19 protein-coding genes are annotated in these 24380 nt (G+C 70.7%); 11 read left to right on the forward strand and 8 right to left on the reverse strand.

What is annotated here, in order from left to right:
* Positions 1-79: 79 nt before the first annotated feature.
* From LHJ74_RS24355 to LHJ74_RS24365, 3 genes are all read left to right on the forward strand, one after another.
* Positions 80-1141, forward strand: coding sequence for an ATP-binding protein (locus tag LHJ74_RS24355; protein WP_260220347.1), 1062 nt, complete (start codon positions 80-82; stop codon positions 1139-1141).
* On the forward strand, positions 1138-2940 hold the full coding sequence (locus LHJ74_RS24360; protein WP_375546828.1) for a vWA domain-containing protein: 1803 nt from the start codon (positions 1138-1140) through the stop codon (positions 2938-2940). The genes LHJ74_RS24355 and LHJ74_RS24360 overlap by 4 nt, the downstream gene beginning before the upstream one ends.
* Positions 2941-3166: 226 nt before the next feature.
* A complete protein-coding gene (locus LHJ74_RS24365) occupies positions 3167-6517 on the forward strand; it encodes an NB-ARC domain-containing protein (protein ID WP_260220348.1) in 3351 nt (1116 codons plus the stop codon).
* A 606-nt stretch (positions 6518-7123) separates the two neighbouring features.
* On the opposite strand, the gene LHJ74_RS24370 is transcribed toward LHJ74_RS24365, so the two are convergent.
* Both LHJ74_RS24370 and LHJ74_RS24375 read right to left on the reverse strand, forming a co-directional pair.
* Positions 7124-7333, reverse strand: coding sequence for a DUF397 domain-containing protein (locus tag LHJ74_RS24370; protein WP_260220349.1), 210 nt, complete (start codon positions 7331-7333; stop codon positions 7124-7126).
* On the reverse strand, positions 7317-8204 hold the full coding sequence (locus tag LHJ74_RS24375) for a helix-turn-helix domain-containing protein (RefSeq protein WP_260220350.1): 888 nt from the start codon (positions 8202-8204) through the stop codon (positions 7317-7319). Before LHJ74_RS24375 ends, LHJ74_RS24370 begins: the two co-directional genes overlap by 17 nt.
* Positions 8205-8454: 250 nt before the next feature.
* On the opposite strand from LHJ74_RS24375, the gene LHJ74_RS24380 reads away from it, so the two are divergent.
* The 4 genes from LHJ74_RS24380 (at position 8455) to LHJ74_RS24395 (ending at position 10175) form a co-directional block, all read left to right on the forward strand.
* A complete protein-coding gene (locus LHJ74_RS24380; protein WP_260220351.1) occupies positions 8455-8712 on the forward strand; it encodes a hypothetical protein in 258 nt (85 codons plus the stop codon).
* Positions 8709-8972, forward strand: a complete 264-nt coding sequence (locus LHJ74_RS24385) for a hypothetical protein (RefSeq protein WP_260220352.1) — start codon at positions 8709-8711, stop codon at positions 8970-8972. Before LHJ74_RS24380 ends, LHJ74_RS24385 begins: the two co-directional genes overlap by 4 nt.
* Positions 8973-9079: 107 nt before the next feature.
* The gene (locus LHJ74_RS24390) at positions 9080-9529 is read left to right on the forward strand and encodes a DUF7848 domain-containing protein (RefSeq protein ID WP_260220353.1); all 450 of its coding nucleotides are present in this window, start codon (positions 9080-9082) and stop codon (positions 9527-9529) included.
* A 127-nt stretch (positions 9530-9656) separates the two neighbouring features.
* Positions 9657-10175 (forward strand): NUDIX domain-containing protein, encoded by a 519-nt coding sequence (locus LHJ74_RS24395; RefSeq protein ID WP_260220354.1) that lies wholly within the window; start codon positions 9657-9659, stop codon positions 10173-10175.
* Positions 10176-10256: 81 nt separating this feature from the next.
* On the opposite strand, the gene LHJ74_RS24400 is transcribed toward LHJ74_RS24395, so the two are convergent.
* On the reverse strand, positions 10257-10694 hold the full coding sequence (locus LHJ74_RS24400; RefSeq protein WP_260220355.1) for a glutaredoxin domain-containing protein: 438 nt from the start codon (positions 10692-10694) through the stop codon (positions 10257-10259).
* An 11-nt stretch (positions 10695-10705) separates the two neighbouring features.
* Positions 10706-11614 (reverse strand): helix-turn-helix transcriptional regulator, encoded by a 909-nt coding sequence (locus tag LHJ74_RS24405; protein ID WP_260220356.1) that lies wholly within the window; start codon positions 11612-11614, stop codon positions 10706-10708.
* Positions 11615-11744: 130 nt separating this feature from the next.
* On the opposite strand from LHJ74_RS24405, the gene LHJ74_RS24410 reads away from it, so the two are divergent.
* Positions 11745-12188, forward strand: a complete 444-nt coding sequence (locus LHJ74_RS24410; RefSeq protein ID WP_260220357.1) for a nuclear transport factor 2 family protein — start codon at positions 11745-11747, stop codon at positions 12186-12188.
* A complete protein-coding gene (locus LHJ74_RS24415) occupies positions 12185-13060 on the forward strand; it encodes an NAD(P)H-binding protein (RefSeq protein ID WP_260220358.1) in 876 nt (291 codons plus the stop codon). Before LHJ74_RS24410 ends, LHJ74_RS24415 begins: the two co-directional genes overlap by 4 nt.
* A gap of 98 nt (positions 13061-13158) precedes the next feature.
* Here the strand turns inward: LHJ74_RS24415 and LHJ74_RS24420 are convergent, their stop codons facing one another.
* Positions 13159-14091, reverse strand: coding sequence for an NAD(P)-dependent oxidoreductase (locus LHJ74_RS24420; RefSeq protein WP_260220359.1), 933 nt, complete (start codon positions 14089-14091; stop codon positions 13159-13161).
* 138 nt (positions 14092-14229) lie between these two features.
* On the opposite strand from LHJ74_RS24420, the gene LHJ74_RS24425 reads away from it, so the two are divergent.
* A complete protein-coding gene (locus LHJ74_RS24425; RefSeq protein ID WP_260220360.1) occupies positions 14230-15300 on the forward strand; it encodes a GlxA family transcriptional regulator in 1071 nt (356 codons plus the stop codon).
* On the opposite strand, the gene mfd is transcribed toward LHJ74_RS24425, so the two are convergent.
* Positions 15278-18826 (reverse strand): transcription-repair coupling factor, encoded by a 3549-nt coding sequence (gene mfd, locus LHJ74_RS24430; protein WP_260220362.1) that lies wholly within the window; start codon positions 18824-18826, stop codon positions 15278-15280. The genes LHJ74_RS24425 and mfd overlap by 23 nt on opposite strands.
* Before the next feature lie 639 nt (positions 18827-19465).
* Between mfd and LHJ74_RS24435 the strand changes: the two genes are divergently transcribed.
* Positions 19466-20527 (forward strand): LysR family transcriptional regulator, encoded by a 1062-nt coding sequence (locus tag LHJ74_RS24435; protein WP_260220363.1) that lies wholly within the window; start codon positions 19466-19468, stop codon positions 20525-20527.
* A gap of 200 nt (positions 20528-20727) precedes the next feature.
* Here the strand turns inward: LHJ74_RS24435 and LHJ74_RS24440 are convergent, their stop codons facing one another.
* Positions 20728-23334: an ABC transporter permease gene (locus LHJ74_RS24440; RefSeq protein WP_260220364.1), complete on the reverse strand. Its 2607-nt coding sequence runs from the start codon at positions 23332-23334 to the stop codon at positions 20728-20730.
* Positions 23331-24119 (reverse strand): ABC transporter ATP-binding protein, encoded by a 789-nt coding sequence (locus LHJ74_RS24445; RefSeq protein ID WP_260220365.1) that lies wholly within the window; start codon positions 24117-24119, stop codon positions 23331-23333. Before LHJ74_RS24445 ends, LHJ74_RS24440 begins: the two co-directional genes overlap by 4 nt.
* Positions 24120-24380: the final 261 nt, after the last annotated feature.

Here is a 24380-nt window from a genome sequence, read left to right on the forward strand (position 1 = left end):
ACCGGTCCGGCGGGCCGCCCCTGACGGCGCGGCCCGCCCCGTTGCCGTCTTCCCCGTTCCCTCAGGAGCTGATCCGCCCGTGCAGGCGACCGTCACCGTGAACCCGGCCCAGGTTCCCGAGCTGCTGCTCGGACTGACCACCGTCCGCCCCGTGTTCCTCTGGGGTGCGCCCGGCATCGGGAAGAGCTCACTCGTGCGGCAGTTCGCCGATTCGCTCGGCCTGGAGTGCGTCAGCCTGCTGGGCACCCAGCTGGCCCCCGAGGACCTCATCGGCGTGCCGCAGATCCGGGACGGCCGTTCGGTGTTCTGCCCGCCCGAGGCGATCGCGCGGGACGAGCCGTACTGCCTGTTCCTGGACGAGCTGAACGCGGCGACGCCCGACGTGCAGAAGGCGTTCTACTCGCTGATCCTGGACCGCCGCATCGGCAACTACGAGCTCCCGAAGGGCAGCATCGTCATCGGCGCCGGAAACCGCGCCACCGACAACGCTCTCGCCCGCCCCATGGCCTCCGCGCTGGTCAACCGGCTCACCCATGTGCACCTGCAGGCGTCGCCCAAGGACTGGCTGCACTGGGCGGCGGGCGCCGGTATCCACCCCCACGTCATCGACTACCTCACCGACCGGCCGCACCACCTGTGGTCCAAGCCGCCGAAGGCCGAGGAGCCGTTCTCCACCCCCCGCTCCTGGCACATGCTCTCCGACGCCATCCAGTCCTTCGGCCCGGCCCTGGACGAGGCCACGCTCACCGTGCTGGCCCACGGCACCCTCACCCCCGCCCACGCCTCGGCGTTCCGCGGCTACGTCAAGATCGTGCGCAGTGAGTACGGAATCGACGCGATCCTCAAGGGCGACGTCCGCTGGCCGAACCGGGTCCAGGACCGTGACCTGCTCTACTACCTCGCCGAGTCCTTCCGCGGCCGGCTGGTCAAGGAGCTCCCGGCGCACAAGGAACACGCCTCACCCTCCGTGCGGCAGACCGCGTACCGGGCACAGGCGCTGCTGGTGCAGCTCGCCGAGATATCGGTCGAGGTCGCGCAGACGGTGATCGCGGACGACGAGGACGGCAACCCGGTGCTGCCCGCGTGGTTCCTCGTGGAGGCCGCGCGCGACATGCCCCGGCTCGTGGAGGCCCGCCGGTGAGCGCGCCGACTCGCGGCAGGAGAAACCGGCGGCAGCCACCGCCCCCCAACCCGCTCCTCGCGCTCAACTACCAGCGCGGCCTGGAGATCGTCCGCCGGGACGCCGCGCTCGGCTCGCTGAACGCGGACTTCTGCCGTACTTCCTGCCGGGTCGTCCCGAAGGAGGGCTGGGCGCTTGTCGAGTCGGACGGCTGCGTGCACGTCAACCCGCAGCGGCTGGCCGAACCGGACGAGTGGGCCTGGGTGCTGGCCCACTGCCTGCTGCACCTGGGCTTCGGCCATCTTCCGGCGGCCAGAGGGGAACGGGTACAACCGGACCAGTACGAGAGGGCCGCCCGCTGTGTGGTGGTGTGCCGGTTCCAGCAGTCGCTCCCGGTGGGCTCCCCGCCGTTCGAACTGCCGGAGTCCTTCCCCGGCGGGGACGAGGAGCAACTCGCGGAGCGCTTCCGCCAAGGCGGCATCCCGGAGCGGTACGCACACTGCGGGGCGGGCGGCACGGAGCCGGACCAGCGGCTCGATCCCTGGCCCTACCAGCGGGACCCGGAGGACTGGCGCGAGATCTTCGCCCGCTCGCTGACCCGCACGGTATCGGCCGCGATGAGCGCCGCCGGGCACCAGCCGGGTGGACCCGCAAAGGGGCCGTGGAACAGGGCACTTGACTGGTTCGTCTCCTCCTACCCGCTGCTGGGCGGCATCGCCTCGGGGATGACGGTGATCGCGGACGCGGAGCTCGCCCGCGCCCACCAGATCTCGGTGGCCGCCGTGAACGCCGCCGCCGGCGAGATCTACGTCAACCCCCGGCGCACGCACTCGGAGGAGGAGTGGCGGTTCATCCTGGCGCACGAGATGCTGCACGCAGCGCTGCGTCACGCCGACCGGCGCGGCCACCGCGACCCGTACCTCTTCAACGTCGCCTGCGACTACGTCATCAACAGCTGGCTGGTGGAGATGGGCGTCGGCGAGATGCCGGAGGGACTGCTCTACGACACGGCCCTCACCGGCCTGTCCGCCGAGGAGGTCTACGACCGGATCACCAACGACGCCCGCCGCAAACGCCGGCTCGCCACCCTGCGCGGCAAGGGCCGGGGCGACATCCTGGGCGAGCCGCTGCCGCACTCCGGCTCCCCGGCGGACCATGTCGACCTGGACGAGTTCTACCGCCGCGGCCTGCTCCAGGGCTTCGACCTGCACGACCGCAGGCGCGGCACGCTTCCGGCCGGGCTGGTGGAGGAGATCCAGGCACTGGCCCACCCCCCGCTGCCCTGGGACGTACGGCTCGCCCGGTGGTTCGACGAGTACGTGCCCCGCCCCGAACCGCTGCGCAGCTTCGCCCGCCCCGCCCGCCGACAGGCGTCCACCCCCGACATCCCGCGTGCGGGCCGGTACTTCCCGCCGGAGGAAGCGGAGCGCTGCACCTTCGGGGTGGTACTGGACACCTCCGGCTCCATGGACCGGCGGCTGCTCGGCAAGGCGCTGGGCGCCATCGCCTCGTACGCCGAGTCGCGCGACGTACCGGCGGCGCGGGTGGTCTTCTGCGACGCGGCACCCTTCGACGCGGGGTATCTGCCGGCCACCGAGATCGCGGCCCGGGTACGGGTACGGGGCCGTGGCGGCACCGTACTGCAACCCGGCGTCGAACTGCTGCTCGCCGCCGAGGACTTCCCGCCGGGAGCCCCGGTGCTGCTGATCACAGACGGGGCGTGCGACGTACTGCGGGTGCGGCGCGAACACGCCTTCCTGCTGCCGCGCGGCGCCCGCCTGCCGTTCGCACCACGGGGACCGGTCTTCGAGATGCACTGACGAGGGTCCCGCACATTCCCGGGTGGTTGCTGATCACCTCTGATGCCTGCTGAGTGGCCGGAAGTTTGGCGAACTGCTGGCGGGTAGCGGGCTCCGAACGGGAGGATCAACTCTTATGGGCGGGTGGGGGCGTTGGGGTTTACGTATCGCGGTCGCGTTGTGTGTGGGCACGGTGGTGTGGCTGCTGGTGACGGTGTTGCTGGGTGGGTGGGACAAGGCTGACCCGATGGCCAGCGTGTTCGGTGGCATCACGGGCATCTCGGCGCTGGCCCTCCCCTTGATCCTCTCCTTGCGTACCGGGTCGGGTGCAGCTGCGGATCCACCTCCGCCGTCGGCTCAGGCGGTGCCCGAGTGGGTGGTGGATCGAGACGAAGCCGAACAGGTCGTCGCAGCGGTCTGTCGCCGCGGTGGTCGGCGGAGCGGCAGCGCCGCGGTGGGGATCACCACGGGCCTGCAGGGGGCGGGCGGGTTCGGAAAGACGATGCTTGCGCGTGTGGCCTGCGCGCATCCGAAGGTCCGCCGGCACTTCAAGGGCCGGGTTTACGTGGTCACCATCGGTCGGGATGTGCGGGGCCGGGCGGCGATCGCGGCGAGGGTCGCGGAGACGATCCGTTTTGTTACGGGCGACACTCTCGAAGTCGGCCACGATCCGGAACAGGCAGGCGACCACCTCGGCCGTCTGCTGGCCCAGCGCCCCCGCACCCTGCTGGTGATCGACGACGTCTGGGAACCCGAGCAGCTGGAGCCCTTCCTGCGCGGCGCCCAGGACCGGTGCGTCCGGCTGGTGACCACCCGCACGCCGGCCGTGCTCCCGCCCGCCACGACCCGCGTCACGGTCGACCGGATGTCCTCAAAGCAGGCGAGGGCAGTACTCACCCACGACCTGCAGCCCGCACCACCAAACGACGTGGTGAACGCACTCCTCAAGCAGACCGGGCAGTGGGCCCTGCTGCTGCGCATGGTCAACCAGGTCATCGCCACCCAGGCCGCCACCGGCGCGGACACCGCTGAGGCCGCCTGGACCGTTGTGGACCGGCTGCGCGCCTTGGGCCCGGCAGGCCAAGACCCGGACGCCCCGCTGGACCTGGATGATCAGCAGCGCAGGAACACCGCTGTGCGAGCCAGCATCCAGGCCGCCACCAGTCTGCTGCCGCCCGGCGGCGAGCGCCGGTTCACCGAGCTCGGGATCTTCGCCGAAGACGAAGCCGTCCCCCTGCCCCTGGTAGCGATGCTGTGGCAGGCCACCGACGGCCTCAACGAATCCCGGGCCCGAGCCTTGTGCAAGCAGATGGCCGACCTGTCCCTCCTCACCCTCACTACCGACGTCCCCGGCGGCGCCCTCGCCCTCCATGACGTCGTCCGCGACTACCTGCGCGCCGAACTCGCCACCGATCTGACCACCGTCAACGCCGCCCTGGTCGACGCCGTTGCCGCCCCCCTGCCCCCCGACGACGACACGGGCACGGCGTGGTGGCACACCCATATCGGCTACCTCCAAGACCACCTCATCGAGCACCTCATCGACGCCGGACGTGCCACTCAGGCTGAAGCCGTGGCGGGGCACTTCCACTGGGTGCGCGCCCGCCTGCACCAGCGCGGCTCCACAGCACCCTGGCGCGACCTTGACCGCATCGACACCCCAGCCTCCCGCTCCCTGGCCAGAAACCTGGCCCGCGCCGCCCACCTTCTCTCCCCCACAACTCCCCCGCACGCCCTCGACGTCGTCCTGCTCAGCCGGGTTACCGAAGCCCCGCACTGGCACCGCACCGCGACCCTCCCCTCAGATGTTCCTGCTCTCATCGACCGATGGCCGCCACCCGACCTGCCCGACCCTGCTCTGATCCGCACCCTGACCAGTCATACCGGCCCTGTGCGTGCGGCGGCGGTCAGCCCGGACGGGACCTGGCTCGCCACCACCAGCACCGATCAGACAGTGCGGATCTGGGACCCCACCACCGGCACAGAGGTACGAACCCTCACCGGCCACACCCACGCAGTACGTGCAGTGGCGGTCAGCCCGGACGGCTCCTGGCTCGCCACCCACGGCGACGGGACGGTGCGGATCTGGGACCCCACCACCGGCACAGAGGTACGAACCCTCACCAGCCACACTCGCGCAGTACGTGCGGTGGCGGTCAGCCCGGACGGGACCTGGCTCGCCACCACCGACGGCGGTCAGACGGTGCGGATCTGGGACCCCACCACCGGCACAGAGGTACGAACCCTCAGCGGCCACACCGGCCACGTGTATTCGGTGGCGGTCAGCCCGGACGGGACCTGGCTCGCCACCACCGACGGCGGTCAGACGGTGCGGATCTGGGACCCCACCACCGGCACAGAGGTACGAACCCTCAGCGGCCACACCGGCCACGTGTATTCGGTGGCGGTCAGCCCGGACGGGACCTGGCTCGCCACCACCAGCACCGATCAGACAGTGCGGATCTGGGACCCCACCACCGGCACAGAGGTACGAACCCTGACCGGCCACACCGGCCACGTGTTTTCGGTGAAGTTCAGCCCGGACGGGACCTGGCTCGCCACCGGCGACATCGACGGGAGGGTGCGGATCTGGGACCCCACCACCGGCACAGAGGTACGAACCCTCCACACCGGCCTGGTGCCTGCGATGGTGTCAGTCAGTCCGGACGGGACCTGGCTCGCCACCTCCGACGGCGACGGGACGGTGCGGATCTGGGACCCCACCACCGGCACAGAGGTACGAACCCTGACCAGCCACACCGGCCCGGTATCGGTGAGGTTCAGTCCGGACAGGACCTGGCTCGCCACCACCGACGGCGACGGGACGATGCGGATCTGGGACCCCACCACCGGCACAGGGGTACGAACCCTCACCGGCCACACCCACGCAGTACGTGCAGTGGCGGTCAGCCCGGACGGGACCTGGCTCGCCACCGGCGACACCGACGGGAGGGTGCGGATCTGGGACCCCACCACCGGCACAGGGGTACGAACCCTCACCGGCCACACCCACGCAGTACATGCAGTGGAGTTCAGCCCGGACGGGACCTGGCTCGCCACCGGCGACGACGATGGGAGGGTGCGGATCTGGGACCCCACCACCGGCACAGAGGTACGAACCCTCCACACCGGCCTGGTGCCTGCGATGGTGTCAGTCAGTCCGGACGGGACCTGGCTCGCCACCACCAGCACCGATCTGACCGTGCGGATCTGGGACCCCACCACCGGCACAGAGGTACGAACCCTCACCAGCCACACCCACGCAGTACATGCAGTGGAGTTCAGCCCGGACGGGACCTGGCTCGCCACCGGCGACGACGATGGGACGGTGCGGATCTGGGACCCCACCACCGGCACAGAGGTACGAACCCTCACCGGCCACACCCACGCAGTACATGCGGTAGCGGTCAGCCCGGACGGGACCTGGCTCGCCACCACCAGCACCGATCAGACAGTGCGGATCTGGGACCCCACCACCGGCACGGCGGTGGCCATGATGCGTACCGATAGTCGCCTGACCACCTGTTCCTGGAACCCAGATGGACAAGCATTGTTTGTAGGCGGGCCAGCAGGCTTGTTCGGCTACGACCTGCGCTAGCGCCCCCGCAGCGCGTGAACCCTCTCCACCTGCTCCAACTACGCCGAGATCAACTGCCTCGGAGAGTGGCTACTACCGGCACCTGCGGCAACTCCGGTCACTCCGTGATCGAACCACTGATCGCCGATGAACGAACCCTCGTGCCCCGCCCCAACCAGCCGAGTCCCTGCTCGCCCTCCCGGAGGCGGGTCCCGAGGTGATAGGAACCGCCGTGATGACGTCACAGGCCCGCCCCCATACCCCTTCTTGACCACATCCCCGGCGAAGGCCGGATGCCCAACGGGAATGCGGTCGCGGTCTCCCCGCGAGTCCGGCTCCGCCAGCACGCCAGAGAGGCCGCCGCTGGTGTCGGCAGCAGCCCAGCGTGGAGCGGAGCGCGGCCCAGCTCGGGGAGCGTCCACAGCCTGTGTCAAGCCGTCCAGCTCGCTGAGGGTCTCTGCCTGACGAGGCTTCGGCGGCGGGCGCCTGGTCGACGCCCTCGGCGGCCCGGTGGCGAGCCAGCAGCGGACTGCCGCTGTCCGCATGGACATTCGCCACGAAGCAGCAGCACAGCGCCCCCAAGCGGCCGATCGTGGCCGTGTGGGGGCGCGTTTCTGCGTGTGCGAGTCAGGCCGCGAGGTCCCCGCCCTTGACGGCCGTCACGAAGGCGGCCCAGCCGTCCGCCGGGAAGACCAGCGCGGGCCCCTGGGGGTCCTTGCTGTCCCTCACCGGCAGGACATCGGCGTACCCGTCCGCCACCTCCACGCAGTTCGCCTGTCCGTTGCTGTAACTGCTGGTGCGCCATGCGGCACAGCCGAAGTCAGTGTGCGTGTTCATGTTCTCCCGCCATTTCAGTCATCAGGCGCACGGACGCCCGCTCATCGAGTGATTGCTCCCACAGACTTCCAAATGCATTGTCGAACGCCTCCACCTCCTTCGGCTTGTCCAGATACAGGCAGCCGGTGTAGCCGTCCACGTAGACGATTGGCGGTTCGGTGTCAGCGCCGGTTCCGGTGAGCGGAAACCGCAGGATCACGAACGGCCCGCTCATCGCGCCGAGGTGGAGGGGCGCAGTCAACGGCATCACCCGGATCATGACATTGGGCAACTCGGCTGCTCCAATGATGTGCGCGAGCTGGGCTGCCATGACACCATGCCCGCCCACCGGTCGCCGGAGCGCCGCCTCACCGACCACCATGCGGAATTCGGGCCGGGCCATGCGCCGCGTGAGCAAGGCCTGCCGCGCGATGCGCAGCTGAACACGCCGCTCAACCTCCTCCGGGTCCTCGTCTGGGCTGAACACGCGGATGACATTGCGGGCGTAGTCCTCCGTCTGGAGCACCCCGGGCACGAGTTCACCCTCGTACCAGGCCAGGTTCGACGCCACCTCTTCCAAACTCATGTAGATGTCGAAGCCCTGGGGGATGACGTCCCCGTAGGCGTGCCACCAGCCGCGCGCCTTGGTCTCCTTCGCGAGCCCCATCAGCGCATCCGTCATCTCCTCAGATGCGCCGTAGATCCGACACATCAACTCGGCATCGTGGCTGCGCAGCGACGTCTGCCCAGTCTCGATCCGCCACATCTTCGCTTCGCTCCACTCCAGCGCCTCCGCCGCAGCTTTCACGCTGAGTCGCGCCCGTCCCCGCAGCTCTCTCAGGTGTCGGCCCAGTTGGCGCCTTGGCACCGTTGAACCGCTCGTCTTCTCCATCTCTTACCTCTTTCCCTTCCCCGGTATGAAGCACCCCCATCACCCGAAATGAAAGCATCGCATCCTTCAATCCACATTGCGATTCACCAATTTGAGTTCGCTAGCTGAATTACCGAAATGAAGGTTGCACTTTTCGGTGAGGCGAGTGCAGTCTATGGGCCTGGTCGCAACGGGTGCCAACGCCGTTACTCACCGCTGTTGTTGACGGCACGTCATGCCTGCGACCCGCCACCCCCAACGGAGGGCAGCCATGGCCACTGAACCCACCGCTCGCACCGTTCGCGCCGCGAGGATCCGCGATGCCGAAGGCGTCATCGACGCCCTCACCGAGGGCTTCGAGCGGTGCGGCATCGCCCCGCCGCCAGCGCGGCCCGAGTCGACCGTTTGGAGATCCGATGACGATGAGGACCCGCCCCGCGTCATGGTCGGCCCCGTCGACCTCGACACCGTCCGGACACTCGCGGGAATCCTCCTCGCCCAGGCCGAGGAGCGGCGGCGGCGGCCGTGACCTCCGACTACCGTCCCGGGGTCTACCTGGTCGATCGCCGCACCCACCGGGTCGGCCGTCTCATGGAGGCGAACGGCAGCCCGTACTACCTGCTCCGCGCACCCACGGGCGGACGCGAGTGGGAGTGCCCGCCCTCCGCCGTACGGCTGGCCACGGAGCGGGAGCGCCGTGCGGCAGGCATCGCCGCGAACGGCACCGTACGGCCGCCGCCGCGCGAGTTATCGGCCATGGCGCGGCACGCGGCTGGCACCGGCTGGTGACCAGCTGCGGGCTCGCGGGCCCCCTCTGGCTCCTGCTGCTCGCCGCCAGCCTCATCACCGCCGTGCGGCTCCTCCTCACCACCACCTGATCCGAAAGGCCCCGCCCGATGAGCGTCAACGCACAAACGATCCGCATAGGGGACGTCGTGCGCGTGCGCGGCACGTTTCGGGTCGTGCGGGACCTGCGGTCGGTCCCCGGCGGCGGACGCCTCCTGGTCTTCACCAACGCCCGGCCCTTCCGGCTGAACCCGGCGGCCACCCTCGACACCCCGGGCCCAAGGGCGGCCCCGGGTCGCTCGCCGCAGCGATCCGCCCCGGCCGGAGCGCCGCGCAGCTGGCAGATCGCGCCCGGGAGCGACGACGACGCCGACCCCGTCACGCAGGCGATGATGTGCCGGGTGTGCGGCCTCACCTCCCCGCAGACGGAATCCGCCCACCCCGGACGGGTGTGGATGCTGGAGCACGCAGGCAAGAACCCCACGCACCGCGCCTACCACCAGATAACGCGCACCCCGTGGCGGGCCACGCTCGCCCCCAGCCCCACCACGGCCCCCTGAGACCGGCCCCGGGCGCTCCTCTTGGCCGTGGTGAGCCCGGGGCCAACCCCCGCCCACGCTGCGCACACTCCAGGGCGGCGCAGCGTGGGCGGACCACCACCAACACCCCGACACGAAAGGCCACCCCATGGCTCACTCGGATATCGACCTGGCCAACCCGCCCCGGCGCCGCATCGGCGCCCTCGGCGTGATCCGCGACCCTGACGGACGCGTGCTCCTGGTCGAGCGCGCCTACAAGCCGGGCTTCAACCTGCCCGGCGGCGGTGCGCACGCGGGCGAGACGATCGCCGCAGCCGTGAACCGTGAAGTCCGCGAAGAAACCGGCCTCAACATCGAGTTCACGCACGTCCTCGCGATCGACCACATGCCAGCCGAGGAAGACGGCACCTCCGCCGAGGGCTTCAACTTCGTCTGCGAGGGCGGCACCCTGACCGCCGAGGAAGCCGCCGCCGTCGCCATCCCGGCCGGCGCCGCACACGAACTGCGCTTCTGCGCATGGGCCACCGTCGAGCAGCTGCCCGCGTACCTGGAGCCGTACCAGCAGCGCCACTTGCTTGCCGCCCTCGACGCCATCGAACGGGGCAACGAACTCCCGCTGCTGATGAGGGGCATGCCCGCCGGACACGACCCGGCCCTGACCCCCTGAGACCGGTTCCGGCCGTCCGCTCCCCCCGGACGGCCGGAACCACCCCGCCCCAGCGGCGCGCCCCTCAGCAAAGGCACCCGATCACGCGGAACGGGCGAGCTGTTCGCGCACCCATCCAGGTGCGGGGTTGACGTGCGGTCGGCCCGCCACGACGACAGTCGGCACGGTCTCATCACCCTCGTTGGCCGCCCTGACCGCTGCCGCTCCGTCCGGGTCGCGCCAGATGTCGACCCAGTGCAACCGGTGGGCGCTACGGCCCAAGCGGAAACGCAGTCGCAGACAGTACGGGCAGCCCGGCCGCCAGAAGACGATCGGCCGACCGTCGGCCTCGCTGCGGCGTTGTGCCTCCAGCGCACCGATTGACCTCGGGAAGATCAGAGGCGAGTTGACGCCCGCGAGCAGCACGAACGCCAGCAGGAGTGCTGCGGCTGTACCAGGGCTCCCCTGGGAGACCTGCGCAGCCGCGACGACCGTGCCGCAGAGCACCAGCACCATCGGCCAAATCCACGCGCGCCTCATGGTGACGCAGCCTACCGAGGAGTCGAAGGACTCCTCGAATCAGACCGCTCACCTGGGCGTTCGGCGGACTGGCCCGGGACCTGCGGCCTCGGTGGGAGAAGGCGGGCGAGCGCGGCGGCGCTCGGGCTTCCCGGTTCCGGGGTATAGATCACGACCCGCAGGTCGGTGCCGGGCAGGAGCAGGGTTTGGCAGTCCAGGTCGAGCTCGCCCAGCTCGGGGTGGCGCAGGTGCTTGCGCAGCGTCGGGATGGGCCGTACCTCGTGGTTGCGCCAGCCGGTAGCGAAGTCCGGGCTGTGTGCGGCGAACTCGTTGACCAGCTCGCCCAGTACGCGTTCGGCCGGGTAGCGGGCGCTGGCTGCGCGGAGCTGGGCGGCGGACTGCCGGGCGAACTCGCCCTCCGCTCCGGCCGGTGCCGAGCAGAGGGTGCCGCCCAGCCGGATGGACAGCCGCACGGTGTTGCGCTCCTCGGCGGACAGCTGCCCGAAGTCGGTGATCAGCGCGGCTGCCGCGTCGTTCCAGGCCAGGATGTCCTGTCGCTCGTCCGCCAGATAGGCGGGGATCGGCCCGAGCCGGTCCAGCAGCAGGCGGGCGTCGGCGGGCACCGGCGCCCGTTCGGCGTCTGTGCCGGGCGGGGCCTGTCCGGCCAGCCGCGCCAGGTGTTCGCGCTCTGCGGCGGTGAGCCGCAGCGCCGTGCCCAGCGTGGCCAGTACCTGCGGGGACGGGTGCGGTGCGCGGGCCTGTTCCAGCCGTTCGTAGTAGCTGGTTGATACCCCGGCCAGTGCGGCGACCTCTTCGCGGCGCAGTCCGGGGGTGCGCCGGGCGCGTCTGCCTGGTGGGTGGACGGCCGTGGCCGGCATCTGGTCCGGGTGCAGTGCTTCGCGTCGGCGGCGCAGGAAGTCGGCCAGTTCGCCTCTGTTCACCTGGTCAGGTTGGCACAGTGGCGCACGGCTTTGCCACGGACTGGTGGTCCGGGGCTCACCTGTCTGTTCCTCGGCTTCGGGCCTGCGTCCAGTCTGGGCCGGTCACACTCTGCTGAACACTGGAGGTACCGTGCCGAGCACTCCCGAGGAGACGTTCCGCCGGCTGCTGGATCTGCTGCTGGCCAAGGACATGGACGCCGTCGCCGACTTGTGGGCGGAGCACGGCACCGCCGAGTTCCCGTTCGCCACGGAGGATTCGCCGCGGCGGCTGGCCGGGCGGGAGGCGGTCCGTGGCTACCTGGCCGGCTACCCGGAACTGATGGACGTGCGAGCGATACCAGCGGTCACCGTGCGGCACACAGAGGAGCCGGACACCCTCGTGGTGGAGTTCACCGCGCACGGCCGCACGGTCCGCACCGGTGAGCCGTACCAGCTGGACTACATCACGGTGGTCACCGTCCGGGACGGTCTGATCGTCCACTACCGGGACTACTGGAATCCGCTGGCGGCAGCTTCGGCGGCAGGGACGCTGCCCGAGCTGCTCGGCACGCTGCGTTCGGGGGCCATCCGATGACCGGCGTGCTGGTCCTCGGCGGCACCGGGAAGACCGGGAGCGCGCTGGCAGAACTGCTGCGCGGCGACGGTGTGCCGGTCCGGATCGCCAGCCGCAACCCGCCTGCCACTGTTCCTGACGCGGTCCGGTTCGACTGGGACGACCCGGCTACCCATCCGGCCGCGCTGCGCGGGATGGACAGGGTCTACCTCGTGCCTCCGACGGACACCGTGGATCCGATGCCGCTGGTCGGGCCGTTCCTGGCCGAGGCGGAACGGCTCGGCGTGCGCCGGGTGGTGCTGCTCGGCTCCGCCATCGTGCTGCCGAACGCTCCCAGCGCGCTGCGGCTGGCCGCGCGGGTGCGGGCCCGGCCCGGATGGGTCGTGCTGCGCGCGTCGGGGTTCATGCAGAACTTCCTTCGCCCGCACCCGCTGGGCGAGCAGATCCGGCGGCACGGCGAGATCCGCACCGCCGCCGGTGACGGACGACTGGGCTGGATCGACACGCGGGACATCGCGGCCACCGCCGCCGCCCTGCTGACCGACCCGGGCACCGGCCCCGGCACCGGCCCCGGCACCGAGCCCGGCGACCAGCGCGACTACCTGCTCACCGGACCGAAGGCATTGAGCTACCAGGACGCGGCGGCGCTCATCACCGCCCGCACCGGACGGTCGGTCCGGGTGGTCCACATCGGGGCCGACGAGCAGGCGGCCAACCACCGGGCCGCAGGCATGCCCGCCGAGTTCGCCGCCGCCCTCGCCGCCGTGGAAGACGGCATCAGGGCTGGCCGGGAAGACCAGGTCAGCACCGCGGTGCTGGACCTGACCGGCCGCCCGCCCCGCCCCTTCGCCGAGTTCGTCCGGGACCACGCAGCCCGCTGGGGCGGACGTTGAGTTGCACGAGTGCTGGGCTTTTCGCGTGTCCGAAGAGGGCGAACCGGGCCTCCAACCGGGCTTCGTAGCGGCCTTGGACGGGGCCGCTCACCTGGTCGTCAGCTGGCCGCCGTGCGGAAGTGGTCGATGATGCGGGCGTAGCTGTCCAGGCCGTGCCCCTTGGCGAGGGCGTCCGCGATGAGGTCCCGGGTGTACTCGGGCAGCCGGGTGTCGACGCCGCGGGCCCGGCTCTCGTGCACCAGGTGTTCGACCGGGGCGAGTTGGGTGGCGAGGCTGGCGTCCGTCGCCACGAACTCGCCCGCGTCGATCTGCTGGGCGTACAGGCCCATGAACGAGCTCACCCCGGTCAGCCAGTCGGTGGCCAGCGGCAGGAACTCGGTCGCGGTGGTGCCCTCGGTCTCCACCAGGGCCAGGGCGTGCAGGAAGCTGTTGAAGGTCCCCCACATGAGGCCGAGCAGCGCCACGTCGTACAGCGACGCGGTGCCCGTGTCCTCGCCCAGGTGGGTGGGGCGGCCGCCGAGCAGCCGCAGCACGGGCTCGTGGGTACGGAAGAGCTTCTCGTCCCCACCGTAGAAGATCACCGTCTCCGGGGCGCCGATGCCCGGCGGGGTCATCATGATCGCGCCGTCCAGGTAGCCCGCGCCGTGCCCGGCCGCCCACTCCGCCATGACGCGGGCCTCCTCGGAGGAGCCGGTGGTGAGGTTGACCAGGACGCGGCCCGCGAGGGCGTCGGCCACCGGGTCGAGCAGGTCCCGTACGGCCGTGTAGTCCCGTATGCAGACGATCACCAGCGGGCTGGCCGTGACCGCCGCCCGGATCCCGTCGGCCTCGGCGGCGCCCCGGACGGTGAGTGGCTCCGCCTTGCCCGGGGTGCGGTTCCACACCGTCGTACGGCGGCCGCCCGTCAGCATGGCGTCTGCCAGGGCCGCGCCCATCAGACCGAGGCCCAGGACGGTCACCTCCGTCTCCGTGCCCGCACCGCCGGTGCCGTTCGTGCCATGGGTGCCATGGGTGTGCTCTGCGCTGTTCATCGGTGCGCTCTCCTCCGTGCCATGCGGTGTTTCCGCTGGTCAGGACCCACTTTCACACCGGAGCACCCGCTCCCGACACTGGCAGCAGCGACAGCGTCCACCAAATTCCTGCCACCCCCATGACTTACGCTCAGCTGCATGAGCGCTGGTTCCGTGGCCCTGGCCGTCGTCAACGACTCGGCTCTCCCGCACTGGGATGTCTTCGAACTCGGCATCGCCTGCGCGGTGTTCGGGCTCGATCACTCCGATCTGGCCGACCCCTGGTACGAGTTGCGGCTGTGCGGGCTTAACCCCGGCGCCCCTCACGCGGCTCCCGGATTCGTGCTGAACGCCGAGTACGGTCTCAACGAACTGGCCCGCGCCGACACCGTGATGGTCCCGGCGGTGCCGGAGGAGTGCGTCGACGGCAGCCGGGAGCTGCCAGAGGAGCTGCTGCGCGCGCTGCGCCGGGCCGCCGACGCGGGCTGCCGCATGGTCTCGCTGTGCAACGGCTCCTTCGCGCTGGCCGCCGCCGGAATCCTGGACGGCCGCCGCGCCACCGCGCACTGGGCGCACACCGAGACCCTGGCCCGCCGTTTCCCGAAGGTGGAGGTGGACGACACGGTGCTCTACATCGACGACGGTGACGTGCTCACCAGCGCGGGCCTCAGCGGCGGGCTGGACCTGTGCCTGCATCTGGTGCGCCGCGACCTGGGCGCGCGGGTCGCCAACCAGCTGGCCCGGCTGCTGGTGGTGCCCGCGCACCGGCCGGGCGGGCAGGCGCAGTTCGTGGAACGGGCCGTCGTCCCCGCCGACGACGACAGCCTGGCTCCGGTGCTGCACTGGGCGTCCTCCCAGCTGGACCGGCCGCTGACCGTCGACGAGCTGGCCACGCGGGCCGGGCTGAGCGTACGCACCTTCCACCGCAGGCTGCGGGCCGCCACCGGCATCACGCCCATGCAGTGGCTGCTCGGACAACGCCTGTCCCGTGCGCAGGAGTTGCTGGAGTCGGGGGACCTGCCGATCGAGAAGGTCAGCGAGCTCAGCGGCCTCGGCACGGCGAACAACCTGCGCCGCCACTTCGCCCGCCACCTGGGGGTCTCCCCGACCGACTACCGCCGCGCCTTCCCCGCCGGCGGAGGCGGCGGGGAAGGCGGCGCGAACACCGGTCGGGCGGGGCGGACCAGCCCGGCGGCCCGCGGACTGCTCACGCCCCCGGGATCGTCGTGAGGAACTCGCCGACCCATGCCAGCAGGTCGCGGCCCACCACCGGCTTGCCGCCGATCGTCGACGGCTTCGGGCGCGGCACCAGCACCTGGCCCGCCGACCGACGGAGCACCGAGCGGGGATAGAGCCGTTGGAGGCGCAGCTCCTGCGACTCGCGCAGCTCGACCGGGCTGAAGCGGACGTTGTTGCCCTGGAGCGTGATGTCCGCGATGCCGCAGGAGCGTGCCAGCATCCGCAGGGCGGCGACCAGGAGCAGGTTCTCCACCGGCTCCGGCAGCGGCCCGTAGCGGTCGGTCAGCTCCTCGCGTACGGCGGCGATGTCCTGCTCGGAGTTGGCAGAGGCGATCGAGCGGTACGCCTGGAGGCGGAGCCGCTCGCCCGGCGCGTAGTCGTGCGGCACATGCGCGTCGACCGGCAGTTCGATCTTGACTTCGAGCGGGGGCTCCTCCGGTGCGCCGCCCTCCTCCAGCTCGGCGCGGTAGTCGGCGACCGCCTCGCCGACCATCCGTACGTACAGGTCGAAGCCGACGCCCGCGATGTGCCCGGACTGCTCGCCGCCGAGCAGGTTGCCCGCGCCCCGGATCTCCAGGTCCTTCATGGCGACATACATGCCGGCGCCCATCTCGGTGTGCTGGGCGATGGTGGCCAGCCGCTCGTGCGCGGTCTCGGTAAGCGGCTTCTCCGGCGGGTAGAGGAAGTAGGCGTAGCCGCGGTCGCGACCGCGGCCGACCCGGCCGCGCAGCTGGTGCAGCTGGGAGAGGCCGAAATTGTCGCCGCGCTCGACGATCAGGGTGTTGGCGTTGGAGATGTCGATGCCGTTCTCCACGATCGTGGTGGAGACCAGCACGTCGAAGCGCTTCTCCCAGAAGTCGACGACCACCTGCTCCAGCGCCGACTCCGACATCTGGCCGTGCGCCGTCGCGATCCGCGCCTCCGGCACGATCTGGCGCAGTCGCGCCGTCGCCCGGTCGATGGACTCGACGCGGTTGTGGATGTAGAAGACCTGGCCCTCCCGCAGCAGCTCGCGGCGGATCGCGGCACCGATCTGCCGCTCCTCGTAAGGGCCGACGAAGGTCAGCACCGGGTGCCGCTCCTCCGGCGGTGTGGTGATCGTGGACATCTCGCGGATGCCGGTGACCGCCATCTCCAAGGTCCGCGGGATGGGCGTCGCCGACATCGTCAGCACGTCGACGTTGGCGCGCAGCTTCTTCAGCTGCTCCTTGTGCTCGACACCGAAGCGCTGCTCCTCATCGACGACGACAAGGCCCAGCTCCTTGAACTTCGTGTCGGCGGAGAAGAGGCGGTGGGTGCCGATGACGACGTCGACCGAGCCGTCCCGCAGCCCCTCGATCACCGCCTTCGACTCGGTGTCCGACTGGAAGCGGGAGAGCGCCCGCACCCGGACGGGGAACTGGCCGTACCGCTCGGTGAAGGTGCCGAAGTGCTGCTGCACCAGCAGCGTGGTGGGTACCAGCACGGCGACCTGCTTGCCTTCCTGGACCGCCTTGAACGCGGCCCGCACCGCGATCTCCGTCTTGCCGTAGCCCACGTCGCCGCAGATCAGCCTGTCCATCGGGACGGACTTCTCCATGTCCTCCTTGACCTCGCTGATCGTGGTCAGCTGGTCGGGAGTCTCGGCGTACGGGAAGGCGTCCTCCAGCTCGCGCTGCCAGGGTGTGTCCGGCTCGAAGGCGTGCCCGGGGGCGGCCATCCGGGCCGAGTAGAGCTTGATCAGATCGGCGGCGATCTCCTTGACGGCCCTCTTGGCGCGCGCCTTGGTCTTCGTCCAGTCCGCGCCGCCCAGGCGGTGCAGGGAGGGCTGCTCGCCGCCGACGTACTTGGTGATCTGCTCCAGCTGGTCGGTCGGCACGAACAGGCGGTCGCCGGGCTGGCCGCGCTTCGCCGGGGCGTACTCCACCAGCAGGTACTCGCGGGTGGCGCCCTGGACGGTGCGCTGCACCATCTCGACGTACCTGCCGACGCCGTGCTGCTCGTGCACGATGTAGTCGCCGGACTGGAGGGTGAGCGGGTCGATCGTCTTGCGCCGCCGGGCCGGCATCCGGCCCAGCTCCTTGCTGGCGGACTTCTGCCCGGTCAGGTCGGTCTCCGTGAGCACGGCGAGCTTCAGCGCCGCGTCGATGAAGCCGTTGTCCAGCGAGCCGCGCGCCACCTGGACCACGGCGGGCACGATCTCGCCGAGGTCGGTGTCCAGCCGGGCGGCGATGCCCTCGCCGCCGAGCACCTCGACCGTACGGGCACCGGTGCCGTGGCCCTCGGTGACATAGACGCAGCGCCAGCCGTCGGACAGCCAGCCCTTCGTGTCGGCGAGGGCGCGGGCGGTGTCGCCCCGGTAGGACTCGGGGGCGCGCATGCCCAGCTGCAGCGCGTCCTCCTCTCCGTCCGCCGTCACGCCGGCGGCGAAGGGGCTGACCGACCACCACAGCATGCCCCGCTCACGGGCGTGCTCCCGGACGTCGGCGATGCCCCAGAGCGAGGCGGCGCCGACATCGATCGGCGCCTTCCCGCCGCCCGCGCTCGCCGCCCACGACGCCTCCAGGAACTCCTGGCTGGTGGCGACCAGGTCGGCGGCGCGGGTCCGCACCCGCTCCGGGTCGCAGAGCACCGCCATCGACCGGGCCGGGAGCACGTCGAGCAGCAGCTCCATGTCGTCCACCAGGACGGGGGCCAGCGACTCCATGCCCTCGACGGCGATGCCCTCGGCGATCTTGCCCAGCAGCTCGCCCAGCTCGGGGTGTGCCTCGGCGAGCGCGGCGGCCCGCGCCCGCACACTCTCCGTCAGCAGCAGCTCGCGGCACGGCGGCGCCCACAGGCCGTGCTCGGCGATCTCCAGGGACCGCTGGTCGGCCACCTTGAAGTAGCGGATCTCCTCGACCTCGTCGCCCCAGAACTCCACCCGCAGGGGATGCTCCTCGGTCGGCGGGAACACGTCGAGGATGCCGCCGCGCACCGCGAAATCGCCACGCTTCTCCACCAGCTCGACCCGTGCGTACGCGGCGGCGGCCAGGCCGTCGACGATCTCCTCCAGATCGGCGGTACCGCCCTGGCGCAGCTCCACCGGCACCAGGTCTCCCAGCCCCTTCACCTGCGGCTGGAGCACGGACCGGATGGGCGCGACGACGACGCTCACCGGACCCGTCTGCGAGTCCCCCGCATCCGGGTGCGCCAGGCGGCGCAGCACGGCGAGACGGCGGCCCACGGTGTCGCTGCGCGGGGAGAGCCGCTCATGCGGCAGCGTCTCCCAGGAGGGGTACTCCGCCACCGCGTTCTCCTCGCCCGGCGGCATCAGCGTGCGCAGCGCGGCGGCCAGGTCCTCGGCCTCCCGGCCGGTCGCCGTCACGGCGAGCACCGGGCGGGACGCGCTCCGGGCCAGTGCGGCGATCGCGAAGGGCCGCGCGGCGGGCGGGCCGACCAGGTCGACATGGGGGCGGTGGCCGTCGGCGGCGGCCTTGACGGCCTCGTCGAGGGCCGGGTCGCGTACGACGGCGTCGAGCAGACCGTGCAGGCTCATGGAGACTTCCGTCCGGGGGTGGCGGGGTGGCGGAGTATGTGGGTGGCTGGATCAGGCCGTGCGGGGCAGCACGAGCGACCCGGTACGCACAGCGGCCCGGGGTCTCCAGCCTACGACCGCCCACCGACATCCCTCACCCGGAGCCACCGCCGGGAGCCCGCACCACCGCAGCCGTCGGTACGGGCCCGGCCCGTCCTGCGTGAGGCGATAGACGACACGTGGATTGCGCAGTACGACGTGCAAACGCTTGCGGTCTGATTCTGGCGCTCCCGCACGATGGGGGCGGCTTGGCGGGCGTGCATCCGTCTGGAACAGAAGAAAGTGCGGCTTGACGGACGCGCCATCCGCGTCCGCCAAGCCTCCGTGGCACGCCCAGGGCGGGGCGAACCACCCCCGCGGTCCCCCGTACCCCGCTCCCCGTGCCCCCGTGCAATCCGGGCCATTCAGCCCCGCGGATTGCCCTGACCATTTCACGCGCACCTTCCGGGCATCCAGTCTTTCCCGGAATAAATCCCTAGATAATTCCAGCTGTCCGCCGGATCAGTTTCTCCGGCGTTATGCTGCGAGGCCGGGTTCTTTGATGATGTCCGGGAAAACACACACGGAAACCCGAAGCACCGGAGAGCAAGCGGAATTGGCATGTCACCCGACCCTGCGGAATACCCCGAATACCCGTCGGCCCTGCTGGACACCACGATGGACCAGTTGCGCACCCTGCTGGCCGTGTACGAGGAGGGCACCGCCCTGGGCGCCGCACGGCTGCTGAGCCGTGAGCAGTCCAGCGTCCAGAAGCAACTGGACACGATGAACCGGAATCTGGGTGCGCTCTACGGAGAACCGCTGGTGCTGAAGCGCGGCCGGGGCCGCCAAGTACGTTTCACCAGCACCGGAGAGGCGCTCGTGGAGATGGCGCGCGGGACGCTCACGGAGTGGCTGGAGGGTATCCGGAGCAACCACCACCGTCTCGCCCGCCGCCTGTCCATCGGCTCCACGCGCTATACGCTCGGCTATCTGCTCAACGCCGTGGAGACGGTGAACGCCCGCTTCGAACAGGAGGGCGTGGAGCTGAAGATGTCGCACGTACGGACCGGCGACCTGCTGGACCGGCTGCGCTCCGGCGAACTCGACCTGGCCTGCGGCAGCGTGCGCACCACCGGTGTCGACAAGGACGACGACGCCCGGCTTGCGGACTTCGAGGTGCTGGAGTGGCGGCGCAGCGGGCTCTCCCTGGTCACCAACCTGCCCCCACCGCAGCTGCCCGGCGACCGCATGCAGGTGGCCGAACTCCCCAAGGTGCCGCTGGTGGTGTCGTCACGGGGACTCATCTCGGGCTTTCTACAGGGTTGGTTCGGCACCGACTACCGCCGCGAGCTGAAGGTGGCCGCCGAGATCGACGCCGTGCACTACGGGTTCGATCTGCTGCGTTCGGGTGCGGTGCGTGGCTGCATGCTGGTCACCGAGGGGATCGGCGAGGCGGTTGCCGAGGGGTGGCTCGCGGAGGGTGCCGGGCTGCGGACGGCGGAGCTGGTCGACGATTCGGCACCGCGCTCCCGGGTGCTGGTCGGGGTCTTCGCCCGGCGCGGTGAGCGGGCGCTGCACGGGCCCGGCCATCCGCTCTCCCAACTGTGGGACGCACTGGCCCGGGTGGACTCCAGCTGGCGCGTGGGCCTGGGCGCGGAACCGGACCGGGACATGTCCTAGTGCCGTGACCGGCCCCCGGAAACCCCGGAAACCCCGACGGCCCCGGAACCCCCGACGGCCCCGGCGCGCCTGCTGGCGCGCCGGGGCCGTACGGGACTGCCGGTCTCCCGGCCGCCGATCACCGCGTTTGCCGTCCGGGGCTGGGGCGGGAGGAGTCGCAGACACCCACGCCGCAGCGTTCGGCCCGGCCCGCCGGACGGCTAGTCCGTGGCGATCGCGTTCAGTACGTTCATCCGCCCCGCACGGAACGCCGGGACCAGTGCCGCCACCAGGCCGACGACCGCCGAGCCCGCGAAGACGATGAGGATCGTCGGCCACGGGATCTCCAGCACCTTCAGGCCCTCAAGCGCCAGCAGCTTCTGCGCCGTGGCACCCCAGCCCATGCCCAGGCCGAGTCCGAGCAGCGCGCCGAAGAGCGCGATGACCACCGACTCCAGCCGGATCATGCGGCGCAGCTGCCGCCGGGAGAGACCGATCGCCCGCATCAGGCCGATCTCCCGCGTCCGTTCGACGACGGAGAGGGCGAGGGTGTTCACGACGCCGAGCACGGCGACGATGATGGCCAGTGCCAGCAGCCCGTAGACGATGTTGAGCAGCGCGCCGATCTGGTCCTTCAGGGTCTGCTTGAAGTCGGCCTGGTCGCGCACCTTGTACTGCGGGTACGGGTCCAGCTGTTGCTTCAGCGCGGTGTAGGCAGCCTCCGCCTGGCCGTCCTTCGCCTTTCCGAACATGATCTGGTTGAGCGGCATCTGATCGGCGGGCACCAGGCGTTCCGCCGTCGCGATGCTCAGGTAGAACGCGCCGTTGTCGACGACGGTCTCGCTGGAGGTGATCGCCTTCACCGTGAGCGGCACGCCCTTGCCGTCCACGCGCTTGCCCTTCTTGAAGGCGACGGTCAGCTCGTCGCCGAGGCCCACCTTGTACTGCTTGGCGAACTCCTCGTCGATGGACATGGAGTTCTCGCCGTACGCGTCGCTGAGCTTGCCCTCGACCACCTCGACCCGCAGGTCCTGCGCGTAGGTGGGGGAGGCGGCCGTGACGTCCTCGGCGTCGGTCAGCTTGCCCGACTCCGTACGGATCTGCGAGTCGACGATCTTGTACTCGCTGACATGCTCCAGCTCCCCCGTCTTCGTCATCTGCTGCATCTTCTTCGCCGCCGCCGGGGTGATCGGCTGCCCGTTGTCGGACTGGACGATGAAGTCCGCGCCGACCGACTTGTCCAGCTCGTCCGTGGCCGAGGCGACCATCGAGGAACCGACGACCGACAGGCAGGCGACCAGCGCCAGCCCGATCATCAGCGCGGCGCCGGTGGCGCCCGTACGGCGCGGGTTGCGCAGCGCGTTGCGTTCGGCGAGACGGCCGACGGAGCCGAACATCCGCAGGACGACAACGCTCAGACCGCGCACCACGAACCCGGCCAGCAGCGGGCCGACCACCACGAAGCCGACGAGGGTCAGCAGCACCCCGAGGCCCAGCATGCTCGCCCCGGCGGACGCCTCGTCCGCCTGCGACGCGGCGACCAGTGCGAGACCGCCGCCCGCCGTGAGCAGGAGGCCGATCGCGGCCCGGATACGGCCCGCCCGGCCGTCGGAGGAGATCCCGGAGTCGCGCAGCGCCGCCATCGGCGACACCTTGCCCGCGCGGCGGGCGGGCAGATAGGCGGCCAGCACGGTGACGACGATGCCCAGCACCAGGCCGATCACCGGGGTGGTGGCCTTCACGGTCAGCTCGGAGGTGTCCAGCTCCATGCCCACCATGCCCATCAGCTGCATCAGCCCGACGGCCAGTCCGACACCGGCGGCGACCCCGAGCACGGAGCCGATGACGCCCAGCATCACGGCCTCGAACAGCACCGACCGGTTGATCTGCTTGCGGCTGGAGCCGATGGCCCGCATCAGGCCGATCTCACGGGTGCGCTGGGCGACCAGCATGGAGAAGGTGTTGACGATCAGGAAGATGCCGACGAGGAAGGCGATCCCGGCGAAGCCGAGCATCGCGTACTTCATGACGTCGAGGAACGAGCCGAGGTCGTCCGCGTTGGCTTCGGCGGCCTCCTGCTGCGTCTCGTACTTGAAGGCGCCCGCGCCGCCCAGCTGCCCGGTGACGTTCTTCTTCAGCACCTCGTGGGACACACCGCTCTCGGCGGTGACGGCGACGTTCGTGTAGACGCCGGTGGCGCCCAGCAGGAACTTCTGCGCGGTCTCGGTGTCGAAGTAGACGATGGCGGCACCGGGGTTGGTGACCTTGAAGGTCGCGATGCCGGAGATCTTCGCCGTGCGGTCGCCCGTCACCGCGATGGTGCGTATCTCGTCGCCCAGCTTCAGATCGTGCTTGTCGGCGGTGTCGGCGTCGAGCATCACCTCGGTGGGGCCGCGCGGGGAGTGCCCGGAGGTGATCTCCATGGACCTGCGGTCGTTCTGCGTCCAGTTGCCGGCGAGGGTCGGTGCGCCGCTGCTGGCACCGAGGTTCTCGTTCTCCTCGTTGACGACGGTCACGCTCTGGCTGAGGACGACGCCCTCGGCCCGCTTCGCGCCCTCCGCCTGCCGCGCCCGCTCCAGGGTGTCGGCGGGCAGCGTCTCGGGCTTGCCGGACCGCGGGTTCTCCTCGCCGCTTCCCGCGTTCTTCGGGGAGACGGTGACATCGGCCGAGGTGGCCGCGAAGAGCTTGTCGAAGGTGGAGTTCATGGTGTCCGTGAACACCAGGGTGCCGGAGACGAACGCCACCGACAGCAGGACCGCGATGGCGCTGAGCGCCATTCTTCCCTTGTGCGCGAAGAAGTTGCGCATCGAGGTCTTGACGACGGTCATGACACCCTCCCGAAGGTGTCGAAGTGCTTCATGCGGTCCAGTACGGCCTCGGCGGTCGGGCGCTGCATCTCGTCGACGATGCGGCCGTCCGCCAGATAGAGCACCCGGTCCGCGTAGGAGGCGGCGACCGGGTCGTGAGTGACCATCACCATCGTCTGGCCCAGCTCGTCGACCGAGCGGCGCAGGAAGCCGAGGACTTCGGCGCCTGCCCGCGAGTCGAGGTTTCCGGTCGGCTCGTCGCCGAAGATGATCTCGGGCCGGGAGGCGAGGGCGCGGGCGACCGCGACGCGCTGCTGCTGGCCGCCGGAGAGCTCGTTGGGGCGGTGCTTGAGCCGGCCGGAGAGCCCGACCGTCTCGATCACCCGGTCCAGCCACTCCCGGTCGGGCTTACGGCCGGCGATGTCCATCGGCAGGGTGATGTTCTCCAGCCCGTTGAGGGTGGGCAGCAGGTTGTACGCCTGGAAGATGAAGCCGATGCGGTCCCGCCGCAGTTGGGTCAGCTTCTTGTCCTTCAGGGAGGTGATCTCCTGGTCACCGACCCAGATCTGCCCCCCGCTGACGGAGTCCAGCCCCGCGAGGCAGTGCATCAGCGTGGACTTGCCGGAGCCGGACGGCCCCATGATGGCGGTGAAGGCGCCACGGGCGATGTCCACGTCCACCCTGTCCAGCGCGACGACCCGGGTCTCACCCGAGCCGTACGCCTTGAGCACCTGACGTGCGGCGGCGGCAACAGCCGTGCGACCTCCACTGCCCCCGGTCCTGGGATGCGCTACAGCCGTTGTCACAACAATCTCCTCAGCCGGACGGTTCACGGGACGGTCTCCCGTATGCAGATGAGCTTGCTCGACCGGAGGGGTGCACCGCGATGGTGCTGATCTCAGTATCCGACCGGGGGTTTCCCCCACCACGCCGCTCCGGTGTCCCGTACGAAGAGACTATGAACACGCGCCGACGGGCTCGTCCTGCGCGGGGACGAGCCACGGGGTCGGGGGTCGTGGGTGACAGCCCCTAGGGTCTGCCCGCCGGACAGGCCCTAAGAGCCCCTA

Origin of the sequence: Streptomyces gossypii (genome assembly GCF_025165795.1) — a bacterium.
Lineage (GTDB): Bacteria > Actinomycetota > Actinomycetes > Streptomycetales > Streptomycetaceae > Streptomyces > Streptomyces gossypii.

Coding starts and splice junctions, on each gene's coding strand:
- LHJ74_RS24365 (WP_260220348.1), top strand. CDS start 3,167: ATGGCCAGCGTGTTCGGTGGCATCACGGGCATCTCGGCGCTGGCCCTC.
- LHJ74_RS24370 (WP_260220349.1), bottom strand. CDS start 7,333: ATGAACACGCACACTGACTTCGGCTGTGCCGCATGGCGCACCAGCAGT.
- LHJ74_RS24375 (WP_260220350.1), bottom strand. CDS start 8,204: ATGGAGAAGACGAGCGGTTCAACGGTGCCAAGGCGCCAACTGGGCCGA.
- LHJ74_RS24380 (WP_260220351.1), top strand. CDS start 8,455: ATGGCCACTGAACCCACCGCTCGCACCGTTCGCGCCGCGAGGATCCGC.
- LHJ74_RS24390 (WP_260220353.1), top strand. CDS start 9,080: ATGAGCGTCAACGCACAAACGATCCGCATAGGGGACGTCGTGCGCGTG.
- LHJ74_RS24395 (WP_260220354.1), top strand. CDS start 9,657: ATGGCTCACTCGGATATCGACCTGGCCAACCCGCCCCGGCGCCGCATC.
- LHJ74_RS24400 (WP_260220355.1), bottom strand. CDS start 10,694: ATGAGGCGCGCGTGGATTTGGCCGATGGTGCTGGTGCTCTGCGGCACG.
- LHJ74_RS24415 (WP_260220358.1), top strand. CDS start 12,185: ATGACCGGCGTGCTGGTCCTCGGCGGCACCGGGAAGACCGGGAGCGCG.
- LHJ74_RS24420 (WP_260220359.1), bottom strand. CDS start 14,091: ATGAACAGCGCAGAGCACACCCATGGCACCCATGGCACGAACGGCACC.
- LHJ74_RS24425 (WP_260220360.1), top strand. CDS start 14,230: ATGAGCGCTGGTTCCGTGGCCCTGGCCGTCGTCAACGACTCGGCTCTC.
- mfd (WP_260220362.1), bottom strand. CDS start 18,826: ATGAGCCTGCACGGTCTGCTCGACGCCGTCGTACGCGACCCGGCCCTC.
- LHJ74_RS24435 (WP_260220363.1), top strand. CDS start 19,466: ATGTCACCCGACCCTGCGGAATACCCCGAATACCCGTCGGCCCTGCTG.
- LHJ74_RS24440 (WP_260220364.1), bottom strand. CDS start 23,334: ATGACCGTCGTCAAGACCTCGATGCGCAACTTCTTCGCGCACAAGGGA.